The sequence below is a fragment of the Gilliamella sp. B2923 genome (genome assembly GCF_026536565.1).
Classification (GTDB): domain Bacteria; phylum Pseudomonadota; class Gammaproteobacteria; order Enterobacterales; family Orbaceae; genus Gilliamella.
Window position 1 is genome coordinate 1 of record NZ_JAFNNZ010000012.1, and the last position, 23,574, is coordinate 23,574.

The window sequence follows — 23,574 nt, forward strand, 5'->3', positions numbered from 1 at the left end:
ATGGCTGACAGCTAAGCCGGTCAGTTCATGGAGTCCAAGGAGTAACTGTTTACCAAATTGCTGTACCTGTTTGACGGGGTCGTTTGGAATCTGGTTGGCTGGGTCCTTTGCCATGATGTGTTCCTTTTTATTATTTTATAATCCATTTATTTTTATAATATTAATAAGTCATTATGCTTTTAATCATTTAAATCTATTCATTTTCCTGACGGTTATCAGAAATTGACAAGTGATAGTTTGATAATAACAAACCGAAAAACGTTATCGGTTGTGAATAGATATTACAGTGTGTTTAAAGGAAGGCGTGTAATGTTTAAGTCGCATCAAAATTCGATTATAAATAGGTTTTCTACATGTCCATTTGTCGAAAACTACGATCACCCAACTGCGCTTTAACTTCCTTGATCGCTATCCTAATTGAATCACTTTTTTAAATTAACGATATTAGTTATCGGTATAGATTAAATAACATAATATAAAAATTACATGATATTATGAGTTTTTGCAAGTTTTTTGAAACAAATTAAATAAAATCAATAAATTAATTTTAAAAAGTAAATTTATTGAAACTGATAGAATACCAACCAATTAGTATTTAAGTCGTTTAAAATTTATCGAAGCTTAAAATGAAATAAGCAATGTTAGATAAAAAGAGGTGATCTGAATGATTGCAACCGGAAAAAAATCGTTCTGCAAGCTTAACTTGCAGAACGCTAATTGAGACAATCTTAATTAAATAATTTATGCCCCTGTAAGCAAATCCAATCCCACATACTGCCAAAGAATCCTGTTTCTTCAACATTTTGTAATGCAACTAATGGTTGCTCATTGATGACTTTACCATCTAATAAAAATTGCATTTTGCCTACAGTTGTTCCTTTTTTAATTGGCGCATAAATATAATCGTCAATTTTGTATTGAACTTGAACATCTGCAGCACGGCCTTTTGGTACAGTTATAAATGCACCATTAATAGCCCCTAGTTGAATTTTGTTCTCATCACCATACCATATTGATTCAGTGGTAAGTGGTGTACCTTCCTTGACTGGATTTGCGGTTTCGAAGAAGCGAAAGCCCCAAACCAGTAGTTTTTTACTCTCTTGTTCACGACCTTTAAAAGTGCGCCCACCTAATACAACTGAAATTAATCGGGTATTTCCGTCGACAGCGGAAGCGACTAAGTTATAACCCGCAGCATTGGTATGACCTGTTTTAATACCGTCAACATTTAACGTCGTATCCCAAAGTAAACCATTTCGGTTCATTTGTGGTTTTGATAATGTATAAGTAAACTCTTTTTCTTTATAAATAGCGTATTCTTGCGGCAAGTCACGGATAAGTGCTTGACCGAGTAATGCCATATCTTTAGCGGTAGTATATTGCCCCGGTGCATCTAATCCATGCACAGTTTCGAAGTGAGTATGGGTTAAACCAATTTTTTGCGCATAATCATTCATTAAGTTTACAAATGCGCCTTGGCTTCCGGCAACATGTTCAGCCATTGCAATACAGGCATCATTACCTGATTGGATGATAATACCTTTGTTGAGATCGGAAACCGAAACGGTTTTACCCACTTCGAGAAACATGAGTGACGAGCCTTTTAATATAGGATTTCCGGTTGCCCAGGCATCTTTACTAACCACAACCATGTCATCATTTTTAATTCGACCAGAATGCAACGCTTGACCAACGACATAACTGGTCATCATTTTGGTTAAGCTAGCCGGATCGCGCTGTTGTTCAGCATTATGTTGCGCAAGAATTTCGCCTGATTTGGCGTCAATTAAAATATAAGCTTCAGCATCTAATTTGGGAATAGCTGGAATAGGGATATCAGCTGATGCTGAAGTACAAATAGCAAGTGCTAACCAAGCAAAAGATAATTTAAATTTCTTTTTCATGTAATTAAATTCCGTTAAATATTTTTAGATAACATATATCGATGTGTATGAATAGACATCATAATGCCAAAACTTGCCATTAAAACGACTAAAGATGAGCCACCATAACTTATTAGCGGTAATGGTACACCAACTACTGGTAAGATTCCACTGACCATACCAATATTAATAAACACATAAACAAAGAAGACTAAAATTAAACCACCTGATAATATTCTGCCAAAAGTGGTTTGTGCTTGTGCAGAAATAACAAGTCCACGTATAATTAAACACAAAAATAGCACTAATAAAACCACAGTTCCGATAAAACCAAACTCTTCAGCAATCACCGAAAAAATAAAGTCAGTATGTCTTTCTGGCAGGAACTCTAATTGCGATTGAGTACCATGAAGCCAACCTTTACCCCATATACCACCTGATCCAATGGCGGTTTTAGATTGAATTATATGATAGCCAGTACCATTTGGATCGCGTTCAGGATTAAACAGGGTTAATACCCGTTCTCGCTGATAGTCATGCATTAAGAAAAACCACATAATCGGTAAAAATGCCGCAATTAAAATCAACGCAACAAGAATAAATCGCCAGTCAATGCCTGCCAAAAAGATAATGAAGATACCTGACATGACAATTAAAATTGCGGTACCTAAATCCGGTTGCATAGCAACTAATAATGTTGGCACACCAATGATTGCAAGGGTTTGCAACGTTGTTTTAAGTGGTGGAGGGCAACCATCTCGATGAATAAATTTAGCCACCATTAATGGTACGGCAATTTTAGCAATCTCAGAGGGCTGAAAACGTATTACGCCTAAATCTAACCAACGTTGTGCGCCTTTACTGGTGTAACCAAATATATCAACTAACAAAAGAACAATAATACAAACTACATATAAATATGGTGCCCATTTTTCATAGGATCTCGGTGAAAATTGCGCAAAGAAAATCATAACAATAAAACCAAGTAGTATTTGTACTACACGCTTTTCCATCATATCGATGCTTTGACCACTAGCACTCCAAAGAATATAAAGACTGTATGCAAGTAATAAACTAATAAATAGAAAAAAAAGTGGATCTATGTGTATCTTTTGCCAGAAAGATTTTTTAATATTATTCATAGTTAATCTTCATTTCCTTGTCCTGAATTTGATGAAGCATCATCTGACTCGCTAGAATTATCACCAAGCAGATAGTAATCAAGTATTTTTCGAGCCACGGCGCCGCCGTTAGAGCTACCGCCTCCGCCATTTTCCAGCACAATTGCTAGAGCTATTTTTGGCTTATCATACGGAGCATAAGCGACAAATAAAGCATGATCTCGTAAATGTTCGGGTATTCTATGTGCATTATAAGTTTCGTTTTCTTTCAAACCATAAACTTGCGCTGTACCTGATTTACCTGCAGCTTGATACTGTGCCCCGGCATAAACTTTGCGGGCTGTACCATGCGAGCCAAACATTACTCTATGCATACCTTCTTTGGCTAGTTGCCAATAGTTAGCTTTCACATCAATTAAATCATTAGGTTGCTCAAATGATTGCGGATCTATATCTGGCTTGTTTTCGTTTGAATTGATAATGTCACTTTTTTTATATAATAAAAAGTGAGGAGTATAAGTTTTACCATTATTAATCAAAATGGTTAAGGCTTTTGCCATTTGCATTGGAGTAGCAGTCCAATACCCTTGCCCGATACCAACCGGAATGGTATCACCTTGTAGCCAAGATTTTTTGTGGCGTTTTATTTTCCATTCACGACTTGGCATAACAGCACGAGTTTCTTCATTTGAAGAGATATCTATGCCTGTGCGTTCGCCATAACCAAATTTAGTCATCCAGTCGTTTAAACGATCAATGCCCAAATCATAAGCAACTTGATAAAAATAGGTATCTACTGACTCTTCAATCGCTTTTAGCACATCAACACGGCCATGTCCCCATTTTAACCAATCTCGATAACGTTTTTCCGTTCCGGGTAATTGCCACCAACCGGGATCGTTAACCACCGTTTTTGGTGTAACAACACCTTCGCTTAGCGCAGCAATAGAGATAAAAGGTTTCACTGTTGAAGCTGGTGGATAAGCACCTAATAAAGCACGATTAAATAATGGTTTATTCGGATCATTAAGTAAGTCATTATATTTAGCGCTTGATATGCCACCGACAAAATCATTTGAATCATAACTAGGACTAGATACCATAGCCAATACTTCACCATTATTAGGATCGATAGCCACAACGGCCGCTTTACGCCCAGCTAGGATCTGTTCAATAAAGAGTTGTAACTTAAGGTTGATCGATAAATAGATATCTTCACCTGCTTGTGGTGGATGTTGTTCAAGCATACGGACAATACGTCCCCGACTATTTACTTCGACTTTTTCATAACCTGCCGTGCCATGCAATACATCTTCATAGTAACGTTCAATCCCCATTTTTCCGATATTGAGGGTAGCGACATAATTACTGGTTTTATTCTCCTCTTCAAGACGTTTTTTATCTTGGCTATTGATTTTCGAAATATAACCGAGAATATGCGTAAGTGAAGCGCCATATGGATAATACCGATGTTGTATTTTCACTATTGAAACAAATGGAAAACGATGCTGATCAACAACAAAACGAGCGATTTGATCGTTAGTCAGATTCTCTTTTAGAGGCACTGGCCGATGTGCTCGATAGTTGCGACGCTCTTTATAGAAGTTTTCAATGTCTTCATCGGTTAAATCAACAATTTTTTTTAATTGCTCAAACTGCTCTTTTAAATTTTTGGTTTTATCAGGAATAATATTAAGTTGATAAGTAATATTATTGATAGCTAATGGAGTACCATTACGGTCGTAAATCATGCCACGGCTTGGTGGAATAGGAATGATTTCGATACGATTATTATTCGATTTGGTACTGTAATAACTAAAATTTGAAATCTGCAAATCAGCTAAATTGCCAAGTAAAACAGACAACAATAAAATAATTACAACAAATGCAAATAGCGCCCTACGCAAAAATAAATTAGTTTCTGCCGAATGATCACGAATATTGCCTTTCTTTTTTTTACTTGAGATAGAGATAATATTACTCCTCTATATACTATTGTCTTGTGGATGTTGCTTTTTATTATGGTGTTGTTCTTCCCATTTATCGTAAGCATTCACTATTTTAGCCACTACCGGATGACGTACGACATCTTCGCTATTGAAGAAGTTAAAACTGATTTCATCAACTTGGCTTAACACTTCTATTGCATGTCGTAAGCCGGATTTTTGATGACGGGGTAAATCGATTTGGGTAATATCACCAGTGATGACCGCTTTAGAATTAAAACCAATGCGTGTTAAAAACATTTTCATCTGTTCAATGGTGGTATTTTGGCTTTCATCTAAAATAATAAAAGCGTCGTTAAGTGTACGCCCACGCATATAAGCCAATGGTGCAACTTCAATCACACTTTTTTCAATTAATTTTTCAACCTTTTCAAATCCCAGCATTTCAAATAAAGCATCATAAAGCGGACGTAAGTAAGGATCCACTTTTTGGCTTAAGTCACCGGGTAAAAAGCCCAGTTTTTCGCCCGCTTCTACCGCAGGGCGAGTTAACACAATTCGACGAATTTGTTGTTTTTCAAGCGCATCAACCGCAGCAGCTACCGCCAAATAAGTTTTACCCGTTCCGGCCGGACCAATACCAAAGGAAATATCATAATCTAAAACATGCGCAATATACTGTGCTTGATTTGCCGTTCTCGGTTTAATCACGCCACGCTTAGTTTTGATCATGACTAATTTGCCACCATGTTGATCGATATAGGCAGGTAAATGTTCACTAACTTTGTTAAGCGCGCCTGATTCTTTAATCGCTAGATGAATTTGCTCTGGTTCAATATTAACAACTTTAGTTTTTAATTTAGTTTGTTTATAAAGAGACTGCAAAATTTCATTGGCAGCCTCAACACAAATCTTATCGCCTGTGATTGAAAACAAGTTACCACGATGATTAATTTCAATACCAAGTCGACGTTCAAGTTGTTTAACGTTATCATCATGAGGGCCACAAAGACTATTTAACCTTTGATTATCATCTGGTTCAAGCACGGTTTGATGTGTAATAATTTTCAATAATAAGCCCTCTAATTATTATGTTAATTGCTAAGTTTTCCTTCACATAAAGAGCATTTTTCAACGCCTTTTAAAAATTCCATTTTACAATGCTGGCAAGTCACAATATTTCCCGACACAACCTGATCAACCAACCTGGTCGCCTGTTGTTGATCTAAACCTTGCGTTTTTAGTTTATTGATCATCATTGAGATTGGTGTACCGCTTTTTAATTCTTGCTCAACATCATTGCCTATTTCTTCTTCTAAGCTAGGCGGTACATAGTTTAAAACATTTTCATTATATTCTGAATGACAATGATTACATCTAATGTATCTTCCTAATGTTTGAAAACTGAATATTGGAATAAAAAACAACGTAAAATATCTTGCCATTTTAACTTGCGTATATTTTTGTTGTTTTTCATCTGATTTGATGTTTTGCACAGTACAACAATTAGGGCAATTAAATTGCCCTGTTTCTTCATCTACTTCACGACCTCTAGAACCAAATATAATGAACATTTTCTTTCCTTTCCGTTATGAAATAATATTATTTTTATAATTAAATACGTTATTTAATTATGGATGATAAATACCAACGCCTAGATCGTTTTCTTTGCGAGTTCTTGAAATCACAGACATAGGTGATTGACTCACCCTCAGATCCATTTCATCCTCGGTACGCACGACTTTACCTCTTAATGAATTTGGATAAACATCGGTAATTTCAACATCAACAAATTTACCAATCATATTTGGATGACCTTCGAAGTTAACAATACGGTTATTTTCAGTTCTGCCCGTTAATTCCATGAGATCTTTTTTGGATGGTCCTTCGACTAAAATACGTTGCACTGTATTTAGCATACGACGGCTAAATTGCATTGCTTGCTGATTGATCCGTTCTTGCAGGATATAAAGACGTTGTTTTTTCTCTTCCTCAGAAACATTATCTTCCATTTCAGCTGCGGGTGTGCCAGGGCGTGCTGAATAAACAAAGCTATAGCTTAAGTCAAAATTGACATCGGCAATTAGTTTCATGGTTTGTTCAAAATCTTCCTGTGTTTCACCCGGAAAACCGACAATAAAATCAGAACTGATTTGAATATCAGGACGAACTTTACGTAATTTTCGAATAATCGATTTATACTCAATCGCTGTATGAGTTCGTTTCATTAAATTTAAAACACGGTCAGATCCACTTTGCACCGGTAAATGCAAAAAGTTAACCAGTTCCGGCGTGTCACGATAAACATCGATAATATCATCAGTGAATTCAATAGGATGACTAGTCGTGAAGCGAATTCGATCAATACCGTCAATGGCAGCAACTAAACGAAGTAGTTCGGCAAACGAACAAATATCGCCATCAAAAGTAGGACCACGATATGCATTCACATTTTGCCCAAGCAAATTAACTTCACGCACACCTTGTTCTGCTAACTGTGCTATTTCGTAAATTACATCATCACAAGGCCTACTGACCTCTTCGCCACGGGTATAAGGTACAACACAATAAGTACAATATTTATTACACCCTTCCATAATTGACACAAAAGCCGTTGGGCCTTCGCTACGTGGTTCAGGTAAGCGATCAAATTTCTCAATTTCAGGAAAGCTAACATCCACAACATGGTTACCTTTACCGCTACGAATTTGCTCAATCATCTCTGGCAAACGGTGAAAAGTTTGTGGCCCAAAAATAATATCGACAAATGGGGCTCGTTTACGTATGTGGGCACCTTCTTGAGAAGCCACACATCCCCCCACACCGATAATAATATCAGGGTTATGTTGTTTTAAGTTTTTCCAGCGTCCCAATTGGTGAAAAACTTTTTCTTGTGCTTTTTCTCGAATAGAGCAGGTATTTAATAATAAAATATCCGCTTCTTCTGCATTGTCTGTTAATGTTAAACCGTGGGTGGATTCAAGGAGATCGGCCATTTTAGTTGAATCATATTCATTCATCTGGCAGCCCCAAGTTTTGATATGTAATTTTTTGCTCATCAATAACTCAGCTATATTTAATTGTTAAAATGAAAACGGGTTTAAATCCGCGATTTTAGCGTGCTATATTGTAATCCTTTGTGAATGTAGGGTCTATATAAAGATGAGCTTAAATTAGTCTTTTTATCATTGATAAGTAAAAAAATATTTTTTAATTCATTCTAACTAATAATTTCATAGAAGTTTATAGTTAATGAGTAATAAATAAACAAATTGAAACCGTTTTCATTACAATTTTTTATCGCCAATAAATTCCAGCTAAAATAGACCTAAAAACCCAGATTAAAAAAGTCTAAATCGTCTTAATCGTTATTTTAAACGCATAACACCCGGTGATATATGTTTTATTATTGGCATTAATAATATAAAAATGATTATCAACAAAACCTTTTATAACTGAGCAGACTAAATTTTTAATTAAACAACCGATTATGATAATCATTCTTCTTAACATGTTTTTATTTTATGTTATTATCTGCGACTAATTTACCTAACAGATGAAAGTAAGAAGATATGTCAAAAACATTTAGTCCAACAAAACGTCTTTTAGTTAAGGGCATTATTGCGACTTGTTTATTGTCAGTTTCTCGTGTTGGCTTTGCTGCGACAAAGGCACAGATTGTTGCTGTTCGTGTTTGGCCTTCTTCAACTTATACTCGCATCACGTTAGAATCAAATATCAAACTTAACTATAAACGTTCTGCACTACGTAACCCTGACAGAATGGTGATAGACATAGATAAAGTGGATTTAAATACTACACTAAAAAGTATTTCATCAAAAGTTTTAAACCACGATCCTTATATAAAATCAATCAGAGTTTTACAACTTGATCCTAAAACGGTCAGAATAATGATTGTATTAAAGCAAGGTGTAGAGCCAAATACATTCACGTTACCGCCTATTGAAACGTTTAAACATCGTTTAGTGATGGATCTTTATCCGTCTAAATCTGCTTCACCGGAAGATGACGATCCGTTACTGGCATTGCTCGAAGAGTACACCAAAGGCGACTTGAACCAAAAACAATCACAGATCAAAACAACTACGAATAAAAATAAAAATGCCCCAGTTGTTGTTGTGCTAGATCCAGGCCATGGTGGTGAAGATCCCGGCGCTATAGGATATAAAAAGACCCGAGAAAAAGATATTGTTTTACAAATTGCTCGCCGGACTTACAACCTGCTAAAAAAAGAGCCAAATATAAAAGTCTACATGACGCGCAACGAAGATGTCTTTATCCCTTTAAATGTGCGAGTTGCAAAAGCTCGCTCGTTGCATGCAGATCTGTTTATCTCAATCCATGCTGATGCCTTTACCAACCGATCGGTAAAAGGATCGACAGTTTTTGCCTTATCAACCAAAGGTGCCAGTAGTTCAGCAGCTAGCTATTTAGCGCAAACTCAAAATAAAGCTGACCAAATCGGTGGCGTTAGCCGTAGTGGTGATAAGTACTTAGATAATACAATTTTAGACCTGGTACAAAAAACCACACTAAGTAATGGTGTGTTATTGGGTAATGCCATTTTAAATCGTATGAAAGTGGTCAATCAATTACACAAACCATCAATTGAAAAAGCAGGTTTTGCGGTATTAAAAGCCCCCGATATCCCTTCTGTTTTGGTTGAAACAGCTTTTATCAGTAATATAAATGAAGAGAAAAAGCTAAAAACGGCTTCATTCCAAAATCAGATATCAAAAGCCATTTTAAATGGTATTAAAGATTACTTAAAAAAACGTAAGAATTAGTTTTGTCAAAAACTTTCAGAAAATACCTACGTTTTAGTATAAAACTATTGAATGATGACTAAACGCCGTTCAGCATCTAACTCAGGAATCGTTAATTTAATATCTTGTTTCAAAGTAAAACCGGCAGGAATAGCATCGATTTCACTTCCTTTCAGCGCATAAAAAGATCCTTGTTGATTCGGCAAATGTTTACACCAATTAAGCATATCTTGCAAAGAGGCAAAAGCCCGACTAATTACACCGTCAAACTGTTTATCGCAATAGGCTTCAATTCGGCTCTGAACGGGATTAATATTAGTCAGTTTTAGTTCAAATTGTACCTGCTTTAAAAAGCGAATACGCTTGCCTAAACTATCAACTAAATCAAATTGTTTATCAGGATTGATAATGGCCAACGGAATGCCCGGTAAGCCCGGTCCGGTGCCAACATCAATAAAACTGTTACCAACTAAATAAGGTGAAACGACAACGCTGTCCATGATGTGTTTTATCAACATTTCATTAGGATCACGCACAGCGGTTAAATTATAAGCTTTGTTCCACTTATTAAGCATTTGAACATAATCAATTAACTGATCTATTTGCTGATCTGTGATCAAAAGATCCGTTTGATCAATTAGATTAATGAGTTTCTTTTTTAACATAATTTTTCTTTTTTAAATAAACCAATAGCATCGAAATAGCCGCAGGTGTAATACCTGAAATGCGTGAAGCTTGACCAATTGAAACTGGCTTGTGTTGTTTCAACTTAGCCACCACTTCATTCGATAACCCCGATATTTCGGCATAATCGATATGCGCCGGAATTAATGTCTCTTCGTTGCGTTTTTGCCGCTCGATTTCTTCAATTTGCAGCTTAATATAACCATCATATTTAACTTGAATTTCAACTTGTTCAGCCGCTTGCGCATCATTCAGACCTGGTGCAAACAATGACAATGATTTTAATGTTTGATAACTCATTTCAGGACGTTTGAGTAACTCTTCACCATTAGCTTCTTTGGTTAAATTGGCGCTTAATACCGCATTAACTTCATCAATAGTTTCAATATGCGGATGCACCCAAATGTCTCGTAATCGAGCTCTTTCTTGTTCAATGGCTTCAAATTTTTCATTAAATCGCTGCCAACGATAATCATCAACCATGCCTAACTTGCGGCCGATCTCGGTTAGACGAATATCAGCATTATCTTCCCGAAGCATTAAACGATATTCAGCTCGCGAAGTAAACATACGATAAGGTTCATTTGTCCCTAAAGTACAAAGATCGTCAACCAGTACCCCTAAATAAGCTTGATCACGAGTTGGATACCATTGATCTTGATCATAAACAAATCTGGCAGCATTTAATCCCGCTAACATCCCTTGCGCCGCAGCCTCTTCATAACCGGTCGTTCCGTTGATTTGACCGGCTAAAAATAGCCCTTTGATCACTTTACTTTCAAGTGTAGGTTTAAGATCCCGTGGATCAAAATAATCATATTCGATCGCATAACCCGGTCTGACAATATTGGCATTTTCAAGCCCTTTCATACTACGCACAAAAGCAAGTTGCGTATCAAATGGTAAACTTGTTGAGATCCCATTTGGATAGATCTCGTTGCTGTCTAATCCTTCCGGCTCAAGATAGATCTGATGCGAATTACGATCAGCAAAACGCATTATTTTATCTTCAATAGAAGGGCAATATCTTGGACCAACCCCTTCAATAACACCTGTATACATTGGGCTACGATCTAAACTGTTACGAATGATCTCGTGGGTTGTTTCATTGGTACTTGTTATATAACAAGGGATCTGTTTTGGATGCTCACTTGCATTGCCTAAAAATGAAAAAACCGGAACAGGATCATCACCATACTGTGTACCTAATTTTGAAAAATCAATGGTTCTGGCATCAATTCTTGGTGGCGTTCCTGTTTTTAAGCGCCCCATTCTAAAAGGGTATTGGTGTAATGATTTAGATAAGCCGATCGCTGCAGGATCCCCTGTTCGTCCGCCACTGTAATTATCTAAGCCAATATGGATCTTACCGTCTAAAAATGTTCCAGTTGTGAGTACAACCGCTTTAGCTTTAAAGCTGACACCCATTTGGGTTTTTACACCGACGATCTGATCGTTTTCGATGATCACATCTTCAACCGATTGTTGGAATAACATTAGGTTTTCTTGGTTTTCAAGCGTTGTGCGGATCACTTTACGGTAAAGCGATCGATCTGCTTGAGCACGTGTTGCCCTAACTGCTGGACCTTTACTGCTGTTTAAGATCCTGAACTGGATCCCAGCTAGATCGATAGCATGTGCCATTAACCCACCCATTGCATCGATCTCTTTAACCAAATGTCCTTTGCCGATCCCGCCAATAGCTGGATTACAGGACATTTGACCTAACGTATTGATATTATGGGTTAAAAGAAGTGTTTTGCGGCCCATTCTTGCTGATGCCATGGCAGCTTCTGTTCCTGCATGACCGCCACCAACAATGATGACATCAAAAAGATCCGGATAAAACATATAAAGCCTCGTTGTTATTTATCTATCGGTGATCGTATTTTTTTGATCGGGTGATCTGATTTAATTTAGCGTTAGGAATTGTACTCATCTTTTCAGTTACGTCAAATGATCTATTTTGATCGCGCTTTAAATTAAATAAGATCTTTTATGTGATCTTTTTTATTTTTACTACTATTAGTGTGGATCCTTTTTGTTGATAACTAGGTTTTCTTGCAATTTTATAGGATCTTATCGATCGTGAAATTCTGTTAATTGATCGGATCTTTTTTTGGTTAAAGCTGTTGATAATTGTTTTAGTTATCCACAGAAGATTTATTTTTTTAGGTTATTAATACCCTCATCACAGCTTATTAGGGGAATTTGTCACAGAGTTATCCACAAAAATTAAGTTTGATCGCTTGTTTTTTGTCCGGTTTTCTTGCAATTTTTCTTCTTGAATAAGAACAATAATAAATAACATAACTCTATTTGATAGCATTACATATTATAAATGCGTGTATAAAATAAGTTAGTCTGACGGTAAAAGTGTAATTGAAACAGATAATGAAAAAGTAGTGATCAAAAAATTCATTTATTCAATAAACGCTATTTCAAAACACTATTAAGATCTCAGGCAATATACAATCAAGCAGAGCCTTTTTGGGCTGGCGTTATGGAAGTAATCTAAATCTAAAATAACACGAAAAATTCTGTGTGAAATTGCTCAAAGCCAATAGGAATCATTACAAGATATTGCAATAAAGAATAAATATGCTAAGTTGCCCATAAAGGCAATATCAGATTTACTTTAAGTTGCTGTAAATGATTATCTTTAATAAAGCACAATAGATGTTAATAAGATTAACTCACAAGTGTAAGGAATTTATATGAAAAAGATACTAATATTAATTACTGCCATGTTTTTATTCGGATGTAATGAGAAGACCTATACTGTAGAAGACTTCAAAAATAACAAAGAACTACTCGATCAATACCGTAAAAAATGTATCAACGGTGAAATTTATGGTGATAGCTTAAATTGTCAAAACTCGCACAAAGCCTTAATTTTACTTAACAGACCAACTAATACCGGAAAATGGACTGATTAATTTAAGATTATGACATTTAAGCGCATAAAAATCACACATGTGGCTTTTAAAGTTCTATCTGTGATAAGTTTATAGCGTTAATTTGCTCTTTATTTATTATAAACTTATCATCTTGTATTATAATTCTCTCTCCTTTTTATATGAAAGTGATTGATTTTTATAAAAGCAAATTTATACTTATCATGTATGTATTTTTATTGTGAGGTTACTTTATTACTCTTTCACAGTTACCTTTACCTTTTTCATCACCTAATAATGAAACCTTTGATAGTTTTTATGTAGGTGATAATCAATTATTGCTTGAATCATTACAAACCTTATTTGATAAGGAAGGTTTTAGTGTCTTTTATTTATGGTCGGCTAGCGCTGCTGGTCGGACGCATTTATTACATGCAGCAAGTCAAAATAAATTAGCGAGTTATATTCCTTTAAAACAGTATTATCACCTTGTTCCCGAAATTTTACAGGGGTTAGATAATTATGATTTAGTCTGTTTAGATGATATTGATGCTATTGCCGGACATCGTCATTGGGAAGAGGCTATTTTCGATCTATTTAATCGTTTAACCGAAAAAAATATTAGTAAGTTGTTAATTACAGCCAGTGCACCACCAAGACAGATCGCTTTTACGCTACCGGATTTAGTTTCCAGATTGACATGGGGGCAAGTTTATCAATTAAAACAACTTAGTGATGATGATAAACTTAAAGCACTGCAATTAAGAGCACAGTTAAGTGGTTTTGAATTATCAACCGAAGTGGGTTTATTCTTATTAAAACGTGTTAATCGTGATATGCGAACACTATTTTCTTTACTGGAAAAGTTTGAGGTAGCAACGTTAGCTCAACAACGTAAATTAACCATTCCTTTTATTAAACATATTTTGGATTTGTAAAATGAGTAAAAAACCTGAAGCTATCGTTTTTTTTGATTTAGATGGCACATTATTTAACAGTCAAGTTGATGTATTACCTAGCTCTTATCAAGCCATAGAAAAGTTAAAGCAAAATAATATTATACCAATGCTCGCAACGGGCCGTACTCCTTGTGAGGTGGCTAATTTAATGCGAACAACACATATCAATTCGATTGTTGGTATGAATGGGCAAGTTGTGGTCTATCAAGGGGAAGTTGTTTACACCAATAACATAGATAAAAATGTTATAACCCGTATTTATGAATTTTCACAGCAGCAAATGAATATTCCTTTAGCATTTTATAACTATAAAACGATGAGGGTTTCGGAAAATAGCCAGCCTGCGAACACTTTTTACCACTATTTAAAACAAGAAGTGCCACCAGTTGATGATCAGATCTATTTAAAAGAACCTATTCAAATGCTATTGCTACTTTGTGAGCAGGGCGAAGCTAATTATCGTGATGTTTTCCCGGAGTTAACCTTTATTCGTAATACCCCTTATTGTGTCGATGTCTTTAATCACGGTGGCTCCAAAGGAAATGGTATTAATGAGCTGTTAAAAACCAAAGGATTTACTGATGTGCCGACCTACGCTTTTGGTGATGGTATGAATGACTTTGAAATGTTTTTAACTGTTGATCATCCTATCGCAATGGGTAATGCGGTCGATGATTTGAAAGCGCAAGCTGAATATATTACCGATACCAATGATAATGATGGCATTGCTAAAGCGTTGCAAAAATTTGGGTTAATCTAATCAATAGCTATAAAAAAATCATCTAATATAAACAATTAGATGATTTTTTAGTTGCGTTTTTATTTGTGTTTAATGATGTTTGAAACCAACATTATTATTACCAAAACAGTTGTCGTAATCATATCCGGTTAACTCTTTGACTAATTGTCTTATTTCCGGTGTAGCATCTTGTTTTTTACCACCATTTTTAAGTCTATCAAGTTCTTGAATAATCTGGGCGTGGGTACCTTTATCCAATTTCATTCGATAAGTGAAGATAATACCTAAAATCGCCATGCCGCATACCCCAAATATCATCACCATATTAATAGCAGTAACGGCGCTTTCTGGTTGTACGGTGTTGACGCCTGAGACAAATCCGGAAAACTTCAAAACAAGCCCAAGAATAAAGACAATGGTTGCACGCATTAATTTACCGGCCATTGTCATCGCCCCTGCATAAATACCTTCACGACGTCTTCCGGTAAGGACTTCGTCGATATCAGCTAAAAACGTATACACACTCCAAGGAATATAGTAAACACCGCCGGTACCTAATCCAAACCAAATTGTAATGCCAATGACGATCCAAGTTACATGTGGCATATTTAGATAATAGATACCAATATAGCCAATTACCGATGAGATAACGATCAATATGGCGATAACAAACGGTCTTTTAAATCCACGTTTTACGCACCATGCCATAAAAAATGCGGTTGAAATTAATTGACAGATACTACTTAGACTATTCATTTCTGATACAAATGTTTTCGGTTGTCCTAAGTTAAAAACCACAAAGTAGGTAAATGTTGCAGCAAATAGCCATTCAGCGCCAAAACCAAATAAATACATACCTAAATGATTTCGGAAAGTTTTTAAACGGAATGTTGAAAACACATCAGAAAATAATTTTACAATACTTTCCCAAAGACCGGATGTGGTTTCATCTTCAATTTCATCGGCTGGTTTTTCCCAACTATTGGCATAAAGCATAATCAGCGCAATAGCCATGATAGTTGCATAAGTGATACCGGTAAGTAAGAATGGTAATGGTGAATCTTTGCCTTTAAATAGATAGAAAAATACCCCCGGGATTGCCGCAGCTAAGAAGTTAGCAACTTTACCAAACATCGCTTTAGAACCTGCCAGATAAGTTCTTTGATCGAAGTTTTTAGTCATCTCTACCGGTAAGGTATTATATGGAATCATAATCATGGTATAGATGAATTCAAATAGAATATAGGTGGTTAAGTAGTACCAAAAATTCATGCCATCAATCCACAATAATGGATAAATAATCATGCAAGGAATGGCTAACAAAATAAAAAATCGACGGCGACCAAAGCGACGTCCTAATTTAGTATGATTAAAATTATCCGTGATAAATCCCATTAAAGGATTTAAGATAACATCTAAATAGGTCGCTATTGAAAATATTAACGTTGCTTGAAAAGCCGAAAGGCCACAGAAGGTTGTATAAAAGTAAAGTAGCCAAGCCGCACTAATCGCCAGCGCTCCACTTCCTATCAAGTTACCACTCCCATACGAAAATCGAGTTAGTGTGGTTATCTTTTTTTGATTGTCAGCCATAAATCTCTTTCCTTTAATAATGAAATGCTGTTTTAAAAATATTATCTAAAGAATACTAAATTTATTGAAATTTACTTTAAATTTTTTTAAGAAATGTGATATGGGTAACAATTTATTTGTTTTTTAAAGATTAATTTATCGTGAAAAGTAAAAATAAAATGATAACTATCATATAGTTGAAAAAAATTTATCACTGTTTATCTAAACTGTGATCTTATTAACAGAAAAATAGATTAAAAACATAAAAAATATAAAACAGTATTTCAAAAATAAGAATTAGGGATAAGGTGACAGTGATGCGTCATATAAAATTAAAAAAAATTTCTTTAATGGTGTTTATTTCGACATTTTCGGCATATGCATTTGCCGGATCAGGTCAAACGACTTTTCAATATGAGCATAATTGGAAATCGATGGATCGAATTCATGCTGATACTTTGAAGTTAATTCATAAAACAGATGATAATTGGCAATTTGAATTTAAGTTTGGTGTAACCGAAGGTGGCGGAAATAAACGCGATACTTTATATGATGATATGTATGGTGGATCTGGTGGGGTCGTTATTCAAAAAGCATTTAATCTTCCTAATGGCTTTGGATCGTTAATTCCGGCATTAGAATTAGGCTTTGGTAAAGATTTAACGCTTTATCAACCAGGTTTAAAGTACAGTTATAAATTTAATAGTGACTGGTCAAGTAGCTTACGTTATCGCTATGAATGGAAAAAAATATCCCAATCAGAGCGCTATAAAACAGCCAAAATTGCCGGTAATCGGGTCAAATATCTCGCAAGCAGCAATACCGGAAGGCATCGTTTAGATTGGGCGTTAAACTATTCAGGATTAAAACGACTTAATCTTGCCTATACCTTTAATTATTATATCGGTGATTTTACCAATGACTCCTATAAAGTGGTAAATAACAAGCTGGTTAAAAATAAATATAAAGCTTATAACAACAAAAAAACTGATTATGAGCAAGAATTTAAAATAACGTATAACTACTCAAAACTATTTCGCCCCTATTTTTCGATTTCCGATGTTTCTAAAAATAAAACAACAGATACCAGACAGGCTAAATTTAAAGTTGGCTTCAACTACAATTTTGGGCAATCAAATAGCGCTGCGCCTAATTTTGCTTATAAAACCTTTTTCAAATATATGCATAATTATGGGCTAAATTCCCACTACCATAGCGATAATTTTGGCTTGCATCTCGACTTTGCTAACAAAGGTTATTTAGGCATCGGAATTAGTACTTATAATCAAATGAAAAACAAAATGTTTTTCGAAAATTTAGTCTCCAGTCATTATCAAATGTATGGTGGTTACCATTTCTACCTTGCTGATAATTGGGTGTTGACCCCGAATATGGAAGTAAGATTCTATTCAGGCGGCGGCTATAAAGCGAAAAATAAAGAAAATATTCCACATTATCAATTAGGTGATGTGAGTGACTCACAACGTCCGGGAATGCGATATGCACCAGCATTGAAACTAACTTGGTTAGCAACTGACGATCTTTCATTGTATGGTCAGTATCGATTTGAATATCGCAAGGTTTCGCGTAGTAAGCGTGAAGATAGTGTTCAAGGCTATGTTAATAACCGTTCGCGTAATCGTTTTGATATTGGCGCCAATTATGCCTTATCAACTGATTGGAATATTGGATACCGATTTGCTTATTTTAGAGCTAACTATGTATTACAAAATGATAAAAAGCATGACTACCGACAAGAAATAGATATCAATTGGCAAGCCACAAAAGATTGGCAAATTAATTTTGCAGCAGAAGATGTTGCGAAAAAAGTTCACTCTGATGCAAGGGAAACTAAATTAGGATTGGGATTAAGTTACCTATTTTAATTTTGCTTTGAGCGATCCAAATCATAGTAAAACTTATTTTGGGGTGAAAATATGATAAAAAAATCAATTTTAGGCTTTTCAATGCTGGCTTTGCTGGCCGCTGAGACCAATGCCAGCACCTTATTACAAGGTCATGTTTATGTGAATAAACCGGTTGCTAATACTGTAGTGACCATTCGTGATGCCAATAATAAAACCTTGAAAGTGACAACCGATCATCAAGGATTTTATCAACAAGATGTTTCACAATTATCAGCCCCATTGGTGCTATTTGCTGATAACAATTTATTGAATCGAGCTGTGCAAAAGGGCGTTTGTGCCGGCAACTGTATTGTTGCAATGGTGAGTTCATTACAACAAGATCAGGTTAACACTGCCAATATTAATCCATTAACCGACTATTTTGTTAGCGAAGTAGCGAAGCAAATTTCGCTTGTTGGTCCTGAGCAACTGATTGAACAAAGCGTTATATCGCCAATAAGTGACGATATTTTAACTAAAGCAGAAGAACAATTACATACGCTTTTTGATCAGAGTTTACGTCAAGCCGGGATCGCCGATCGATTATTTGATCCTGTGAGCACAAATGATCCTGCCCTAAACCGTTTACTCGATCTTATTATTTTCAATCGAGGCTATCACTCGGTCAGTGGCGAGGTGGGCGCAACTGTTTTGTTGGATATGCGTTTTAAACCGATAAGTCAACAATCGGTTTTTGATTATGATCGTGCTGTAAAACAAAAAGAGGAAAATATTAAAGCTAAAAAACGTATTTTTATTGTTGGTGATTCAACCGCATCTAACTATGATCTCAACGTTTATCCAAGAATGGGGTGGGGACAAGTATTTGACCAGCTTCTTGATAAACAAGCCAACATTGTTGTGATAAATAGTGCACAATCGGGGCGCTCCAGCCGTAGTTTTGAGGCAGAAGGTTGGTTTGATCTGATCAAACCGCTCATGCAAAAAGGCGATTATTTGTTTATCGCTTTTGGTCATAACGATGAAAAATGTGATGCAAGCAATGTCAAACGAGGGCAAGCTGATGTCAGTCATTTATGTACTTACCCTAACGATGCTAATAATCATAAGCAGTATCCGGCAGATAAGGTAAGTATGTCTTTTCAAACCTCCCTTGAGCGTTATATAAATTTTGCTAAACAAAAGCAAATGACCCCTGTATTAATGACGCCGGTTACTCGATTTCGTGATGCCAATAATAAAATTGCTTATCAAAATCAAAGCACTTTGCCAGTAAGCCATATGCATTACACCGGTAATAAACCGGGTTTTGCTTATTTTGGTGATTATGCCAATACCATTAAATATACCGCTAACGCTAATCAAGTTGCACTCATTGATTTAGAGACATTGAGTATCGAATTTGCTAACTTACATAAACATGATTGGCAATCTTACTGGTTAGTTATCGATCCGAATAATCCAAACTACCCATACTACAAAACACAGTCAACAGGGGTGATAGATCATCCAGATACGACACATTTTCAAGAAAAAGGCGCATTAGCTATCGCCAAAATTATTGCTAATGCCATAAATAACGATCCTTGGTTACAACAAGGAATCACTTTTGATCAAAGTCAGATAAACTAATAAAAAGGTATTTGTTAAATGAAAAAATTAATCATTGCGCTATTCATTCCTTTGGCAATTAATTCATCTATTGCAGCATGCCATGCATTATCTCCTTCACCTATCAAAATTAGCGAAGCTCGTGATGTTGCACCTAGAGACGGTTTTGGTGGTTATGATTTAGCGACAAATACCGGCACGATTGGTGGTGCTAAAGCAAATGAAAAAATGATCTTTATGGTGAGTAACAAACAAGATCTTTTAGATGCGATTGCGATCAATAAAAATCAGCCTCGTATTATTCAAGTTTCCGGGATCATTGATCTTAGTAAAAATAAGCCGTACCAAAATTTTGACGATCAAAAATCACGATCCTTAATCAAACTACCAAGCAATACAACATTAATCGGTATTGGCAATAATGCTGGATTTATTCATGGTTCGATAGTGCTATCAAACGTTAGTAATGTCATCATCCGTAATTTGAAGATTGAAGCCCCCGTTGATGTTGAGCCGAAATTTGAAGAGGGTGATGGCTGGAACGCCGAATGGGATGGCATTAATATTATCACTTCAAGCTATATCTGGATCGATCATGTCACTTTTACCGACGGCCAATTTACCGACGATAAATATCAAGAAAAAGCAGGTTACAAATATGTACAACACGATGGTTTATTAGACATTAAGCGTGGTAGTGATTTTATTACCGTTTCTTATTGCTTGTTTGAAAACCATGATAAAACCATGTTAATTGGTCACAGTGATAAAAACGCCGAGCAAGATGAAAACAAATTAAATATTACGCTTCATCATAATGTTTTTTCTGATATTGGCCAACGTGCTCCAAGGATTAGATTTGGCAAGGTCCATATGTATAACAATCTCTTTAAAGGCACTGTTGATACATCTAAAACTGCCTATCCTTACCTTTATTCAATCGGTTTAGGTTATAAAGGCAGCGTTCTTTCAGAAAAGAATCAATTTATGATTACTGGCCTGAAAGACAGTTGCAAAATAGTCAAACAGTTTAAAGGCAATAATCTTCAAGATAACCACTCTTTATTCAATCAATCAACGGTTAATTGGTCGTCGTGCGGCTTTGATAATAAGGTAACTTGGTCTGTTCCTTATCAATACACGCTAGATGATGCTAAGTTTTTTGCTAAGCAATACTCACGCTTAGTAGGTAATGGAAAGCTTTAATAATCAGTACAAATAAACTGTTAGGATACATAATGAAAAAAATATTTACTTCGGCACTTTGTCTATCAGCGCTCTATTTTGGCACTGCTGATGCACAACAATGGAAAACAATAGCCTTTGGTCAATCAACAGATTTAAACTTTGCTTCACTTATTAAGCCCGAAAAAGTCGGAACCAATAATGCGTGGATTGCAGGTCAAAGTTCATTTTTAATCCCTAATCAGCCCTATCAATTGCCGGCTGATTTTTATCTTGAAAGTCGAGGCGGTAAAATAGCTAACTCACATGATGGAATGGTGGTTTTTTACACTCAATTACCGGTTAATCAAACCTTTACTTTAGAAAGTGATGTTACCTTAGAACAGATTGGCCCGGAAGTCGACGGTAAAACTCCGGCAGCACAAGAAGCTGTGGGTTTATTTGTGCGTGATACTATTGGCGTTGCCAGAAGTGATCCTCAGCCGGCAGGTTATGAGGAGTTTCCCAATGCTTCAAATGTTATTATGAATGCCTTAATTACCCAAAATAAAAAGAATGATAATTTAGTCAAAGTCACCGCATTGGTGCGTGATGGCGTAAAAAAAGCTTGGGGTAATGAAGGTATATCAATTAATAAAGATGATTATGTTCAAAACGTCAATTATGTTGAGGTTAAAAATATGCATTTAACCCTAACACGAACGGCTGACAAATTTATTTTAGCGATGAAAGACAACGCTTCAGGAGTGGTGAATAAATGGCAAATGAATGACTATCAAGGCTTTATGAATCAACAAGATAACACCAATATTTATGTCGGTTTTTTTGCTTCGAGAAATGCTAAAGTTGAGTTCAAAAATTCGGCATTAACCCTTGGTGATGAGCTGGTCAACTACAGCCAATTACCGGAAAAACCACCGGTTATTGTGGATATTAAGCCAACATTAACCCTCGCTTCACCACTCAAGGTTTATCATAAAAACTACACATTACAATTTTTCCCTAACACGTCAGGGACAGTTTTTGTAAAAGAGATCAATAAAACATTTACTGCTAAAGTGGGTGAATTATTACAAATTACAACCGAATTATCACAAGGGGCTAATACCTTCACGGTCGAATTTAAAGATCAGAATAAAACCAATAGCCAAACCTTTACGGTAAATCTGGATAAATCAACAATTGAAAACTTATCGCATATTGTTGTTTCCCCTACTGGTAAAAGTCACAATCAAGGGACAAAACGCTCGCCAGTTGATCTACAAACAGCTATCAATAGTGTTGAGCCAAATGGTGTGATTTATTTAATGGATGGTTATTATAATGGCGTAACTATTACCCCAACATTGAGTGGTTTACCGGGCAAATTAAAAACCATTGAAGCGATAAATAAACATAAAGCGATATTTATCAATGAAACATTTAATTTAGATGGTTATTACTGGTCAATAAAACAGGTAATTTTTGACGGTAATATTGATGATAAAGATAATCAACCTGCCTATTTAAGAATTGCCGGTAGCCATAATATTATCGATCAAGTTATCACCCGTAATAATAGCGATACCGGATTAGCCATTTCTGCTAAAAGCAAAAATCGACTGTTTTGGCCGTCTTATAACTTAGTACTTAATTCTGATTCCTATAATAATATGGATAAATCCGGTAAAAATGCCGACGGTTTTGCCGCTAAGTTAGGGGTTGGTAAAGGTAATGTGTTTAGAGGGTGTATTGCGCATAACAATACCGACGATGGATTCGATCTGTATAATAAGATTGAAGATGGCCCTAACGAACCGGTTTTAATTGATAGCTCGATAACTTATTCTAACGGTTTTCCATTCTCTAAACCCAATATAGCTAAAGGTAGTATTGGTAATGGCTTTAAATTAGGCGCTGAAGGGCAGCCAGTAAACCACAGAATTATCAATTCCATTGCGTTAAATAATAATATGGATGGATTTACTGATAATTTTAATACCGGTTCTTATACAATAAGTAACAATATCGCTATCAATAGTGCCAGATATAATTATATCTTACGGGCTAATCCTTATACCTTTTTAAACCCGGTGGTAACTTTTGAGCATAACTACTCTATTCGTGATAGCTGGCAATCGGTGATTAAAGATTCATTAGGACCACAAGTTGTTGTTAAAGATTTTCAATCTGTTACGCGTGATGCATTGTGGAAAGATGATATTAAATTCACAATAACACGTGATCAAAACGGAAATATTGTTTTACCTCCCGAATTAAAAACATTAATTGACCAGCACTTGGTTAACTAGTTAATAATCAATGTTAGCGCTAAACCAACAA

Annotated in this window: 17 protein-coding genes; 8 read left to right on the plus strand and 9 right to left on the minus strand. The window is 35.7% G+C overall.

Features of this window, described 5'->3' with window-relative positions:
• Window positions 1-728 precede the first annotated feature (728 nt).
• Genes J3U42_RS10805 through miaB form a run of 6 tightly spaced genes read right to left on the minus strand, consistent with a single transcriptional unit; the run spans window position 729 to window position 8,009 of the window.
• A complete protein-coding gene (locus J3U42_RS10805) occupies window positions 729-1,904 on the minus strand; it encodes a serine hydrolase (RefSeq protein WP_267336450.1) in 1,176 nt (391 codons plus the stop codon).
• 14 nt (window positions 1,905-1,918) lie between these two features.
• Window positions 1,919-3,025, minus strand: coding sequence for a peptidoglycan glycosyltransferase MrdB (gene mrdB / locus J3U42_RS10810; protein WP_267336451.1), 1,107 nt, complete (start codon window positions 3,023-3,025; stop codon window positions 1,919-1,921).
• 2 nt (window positions 3,026-3,027) lie between these two features.
• Window positions 3,028-4,971: a penicillin-binding protein 2 gene (gene mrdA, locus J3U42_RS10815; RefSeq protein WP_366915718.1), complete on the minus strand. Its 1,944-nt coding sequence runs from the start codon at window positions 4,969-4,971 to the stop codon at window positions 3,028-3,030.
• 18 nt (window positions 4,972-4,989) lie between these two features.
• Complete coding sequence (locus J3U42_RS10820) at window positions 4,990-6,021, minus strand: PhoH family protein (RefSeq protein WP_267336452.1); 1,032 nt, start codon at window positions 6,019-6,021, stop codon at window positions 4,990-4,992.
• A 23-nt stretch (window positions 6,022-6,044) separates the two neighbouring features.
• Window positions 6,045-6,524 carry a zinc ribbon domain-containing protein gene (locus tag J3U42_RS10825; protein ID WP_220218477.1) on the minus strand — a complete coding sequence of 160 codons (480 nt, stop codon included), beginning with the start codon at window positions 6,522-6,524 and terminating at the stop codon, window positions 6,045-6,047.
• Window positions 6,525-6,581: 57 nt separating this feature from the next.
• Complete coding sequence (gene miaB / locus J3U42_RS10830; RefSeq protein WP_220218478.1) at window positions 6,582-8,009, minus strand: tRNA (N6-isopentenyl adenosine(37)-C2)-methylthiotransferase MiaB; 1,428 nt, start codon at window positions 8,007-8,009, stop codon at window positions 6,582-6,584.
• A gap of 513 nt (window positions 8,010-8,522) precedes the next feature.
• Here miaB and J3U42_RS10835 point away from each other — a divergent pair.
• Window positions 8,523-9,758 (plus strand): N-acetylmuramoyl-L-alanine amidase, encoded by a 1,236-nt coding sequence (locus tag J3U42_RS10835; RefSeq protein WP_267336453.1) that lies wholly within the window; start codon window positions 8,523-8,525, stop codon window positions 9,756-9,758.
• Between the two features lie 44 nt (window positions 9,759-9,802).
• On the opposite strand, the gene rsmG is transcribed toward J3U42_RS10835, so the two are convergent.
• Window positions 9,803-10,402, minus strand: coding sequence for a 16S rRNA (guanine(527)-N(7))-methyltransferase RsmG (rsmG, locus tag J3U42_RS10840; RefSeq protein ID WP_220218480.1), 600 nt, complete (start codon window positions 10,400-10,402; stop codon window positions 9,803-9,805).
• Window positions 10,380-12,272, minus strand: a complete 1,893-nt coding sequence (mnmG, locus tag J3U42_RS10845) for a tRNA uridine-5-carboxymethylaminomethyl(34) synthesis enzyme MnmG (RefSeq protein ID WP_267336454.1) — start codon at window positions 12,270-12,272, stop codon at window positions 10,380-10,382. The genes rsmG and mnmG overlap by 23 nt, the downstream gene beginning before the upstream one ends.
• Window positions 12,273-13,138: 866 nt before the next feature.
• Between mnmG and J3U42_RS10850 the strand changes: the two genes are divergently transcribed.
• The 3 genes from J3U42_RS10850 to J3U42_RS10860 all read left to right on the plus strand — a co-directional run bounded on the left by J3U42_RS10850 (window position 13,139) and on the right by J3U42_RS10860 (window position 15,037).
• Complete coding sequence (locus J3U42_RS10850; RefSeq protein ID WP_267336455.1) at window positions 13,139-13,360, plus strand: EexN family lipoprotein; 222 nt, start codon at window positions 13,139-13,141, stop codon at window positions 13,358-13,360.
• Window positions 13,361-13,572: 212 nt separating this feature from the next.
• A complete protein-coding gene (gene hda, locus J3U42_RS10855; RefSeq protein ID WP_220219598.1) occupies window positions 13,573-14,256 on the plus strand; it encodes a DnaA inactivator Hda in 684 nt (227 codons plus the stop codon).
• Window position 14,257: 1 nt separating this feature from the next.
• Window positions 14,258-15,037, plus strand: a complete 780-nt coding sequence (locus J3U42_RS10860) for a Cof-type HAD-IIB family hydrolase (protein ID WP_220218483.1) — start codon at window positions 14,258-14,260, stop codon at window positions 15,035-15,037.
• A gap of 69 nt (window positions 15,038-15,106) precedes the next feature.
• On the opposite strand, the gene J3U42_RS10865 is transcribed toward J3U42_RS10860, so the two are convergent.
• Complete coding sequence (locus J3U42_RS10865; RefSeq protein WP_220218484.1) at window positions 15,107-16,609, minus strand: MFS transporter; 1,503 nt, start codon at window positions 16,607-16,609, stop codon at window positions 15,107-15,109.
• 296 nt (window positions 16,610-16,905) lie between these two features.
• On the opposite strand from J3U42_RS10865, the gene J3U42_RS10870 reads away from it, so the two are divergent.
• The 4 genes from J3U42_RS10870 to J3U42_RS10885 are packed head-to-tail and all read left to right on the plus strand — an operon-like array spanning window position 16,906 to window position 23,543.
• The gene (locus J3U42_RS10870; RefSeq protein WP_267336456.1) at window positions 16,906-18,474 is read left to right on the plus strand and encodes an oligogalacturonate-specific porin KdgM family protein; all 1,569 of its coding nucleotides are present in this window, start codon (window positions 16,906-16,908) and stop codon (window positions 18,472-18,474) included.
• A 51-nt stretch (window positions 18,475-18,525) separates the two neighbouring features.
• Entirely contained in the window at window positions 18,526-20,088 is a 1,563-nt protein-coding gene (locus J3U42_RS10875; protein ID WP_267336457.1) for a GDSL-type esterase/lipase family protein, read from the plus strand.
• An 18-nt stretch (window positions 20,089-20,106) separates the two neighbouring features.
• A complete protein-coding gene (locus tag J3U42_RS10880) occupies window positions 20,107-21,273 on the plus strand; it encodes a pectate lyase family protein (RefSeq protein WP_267336458.1) in 1,167 nt (388 codons plus the stop codon).
• 32 nt (window positions 21,274-21,305) lie between these two features.
• Window positions 21,306-23,543, plus strand: coding sequence for a right-handed parallel beta-helix repeat-containing protein (locus J3U42_RS10885; protein WP_267328831.1), 2,238 nt, complete (start codon window positions 21,306-21,308; stop codon window positions 23,541-23,543).
• Window positions 23,544-23,574: the final 31 nt, after the last annotated feature.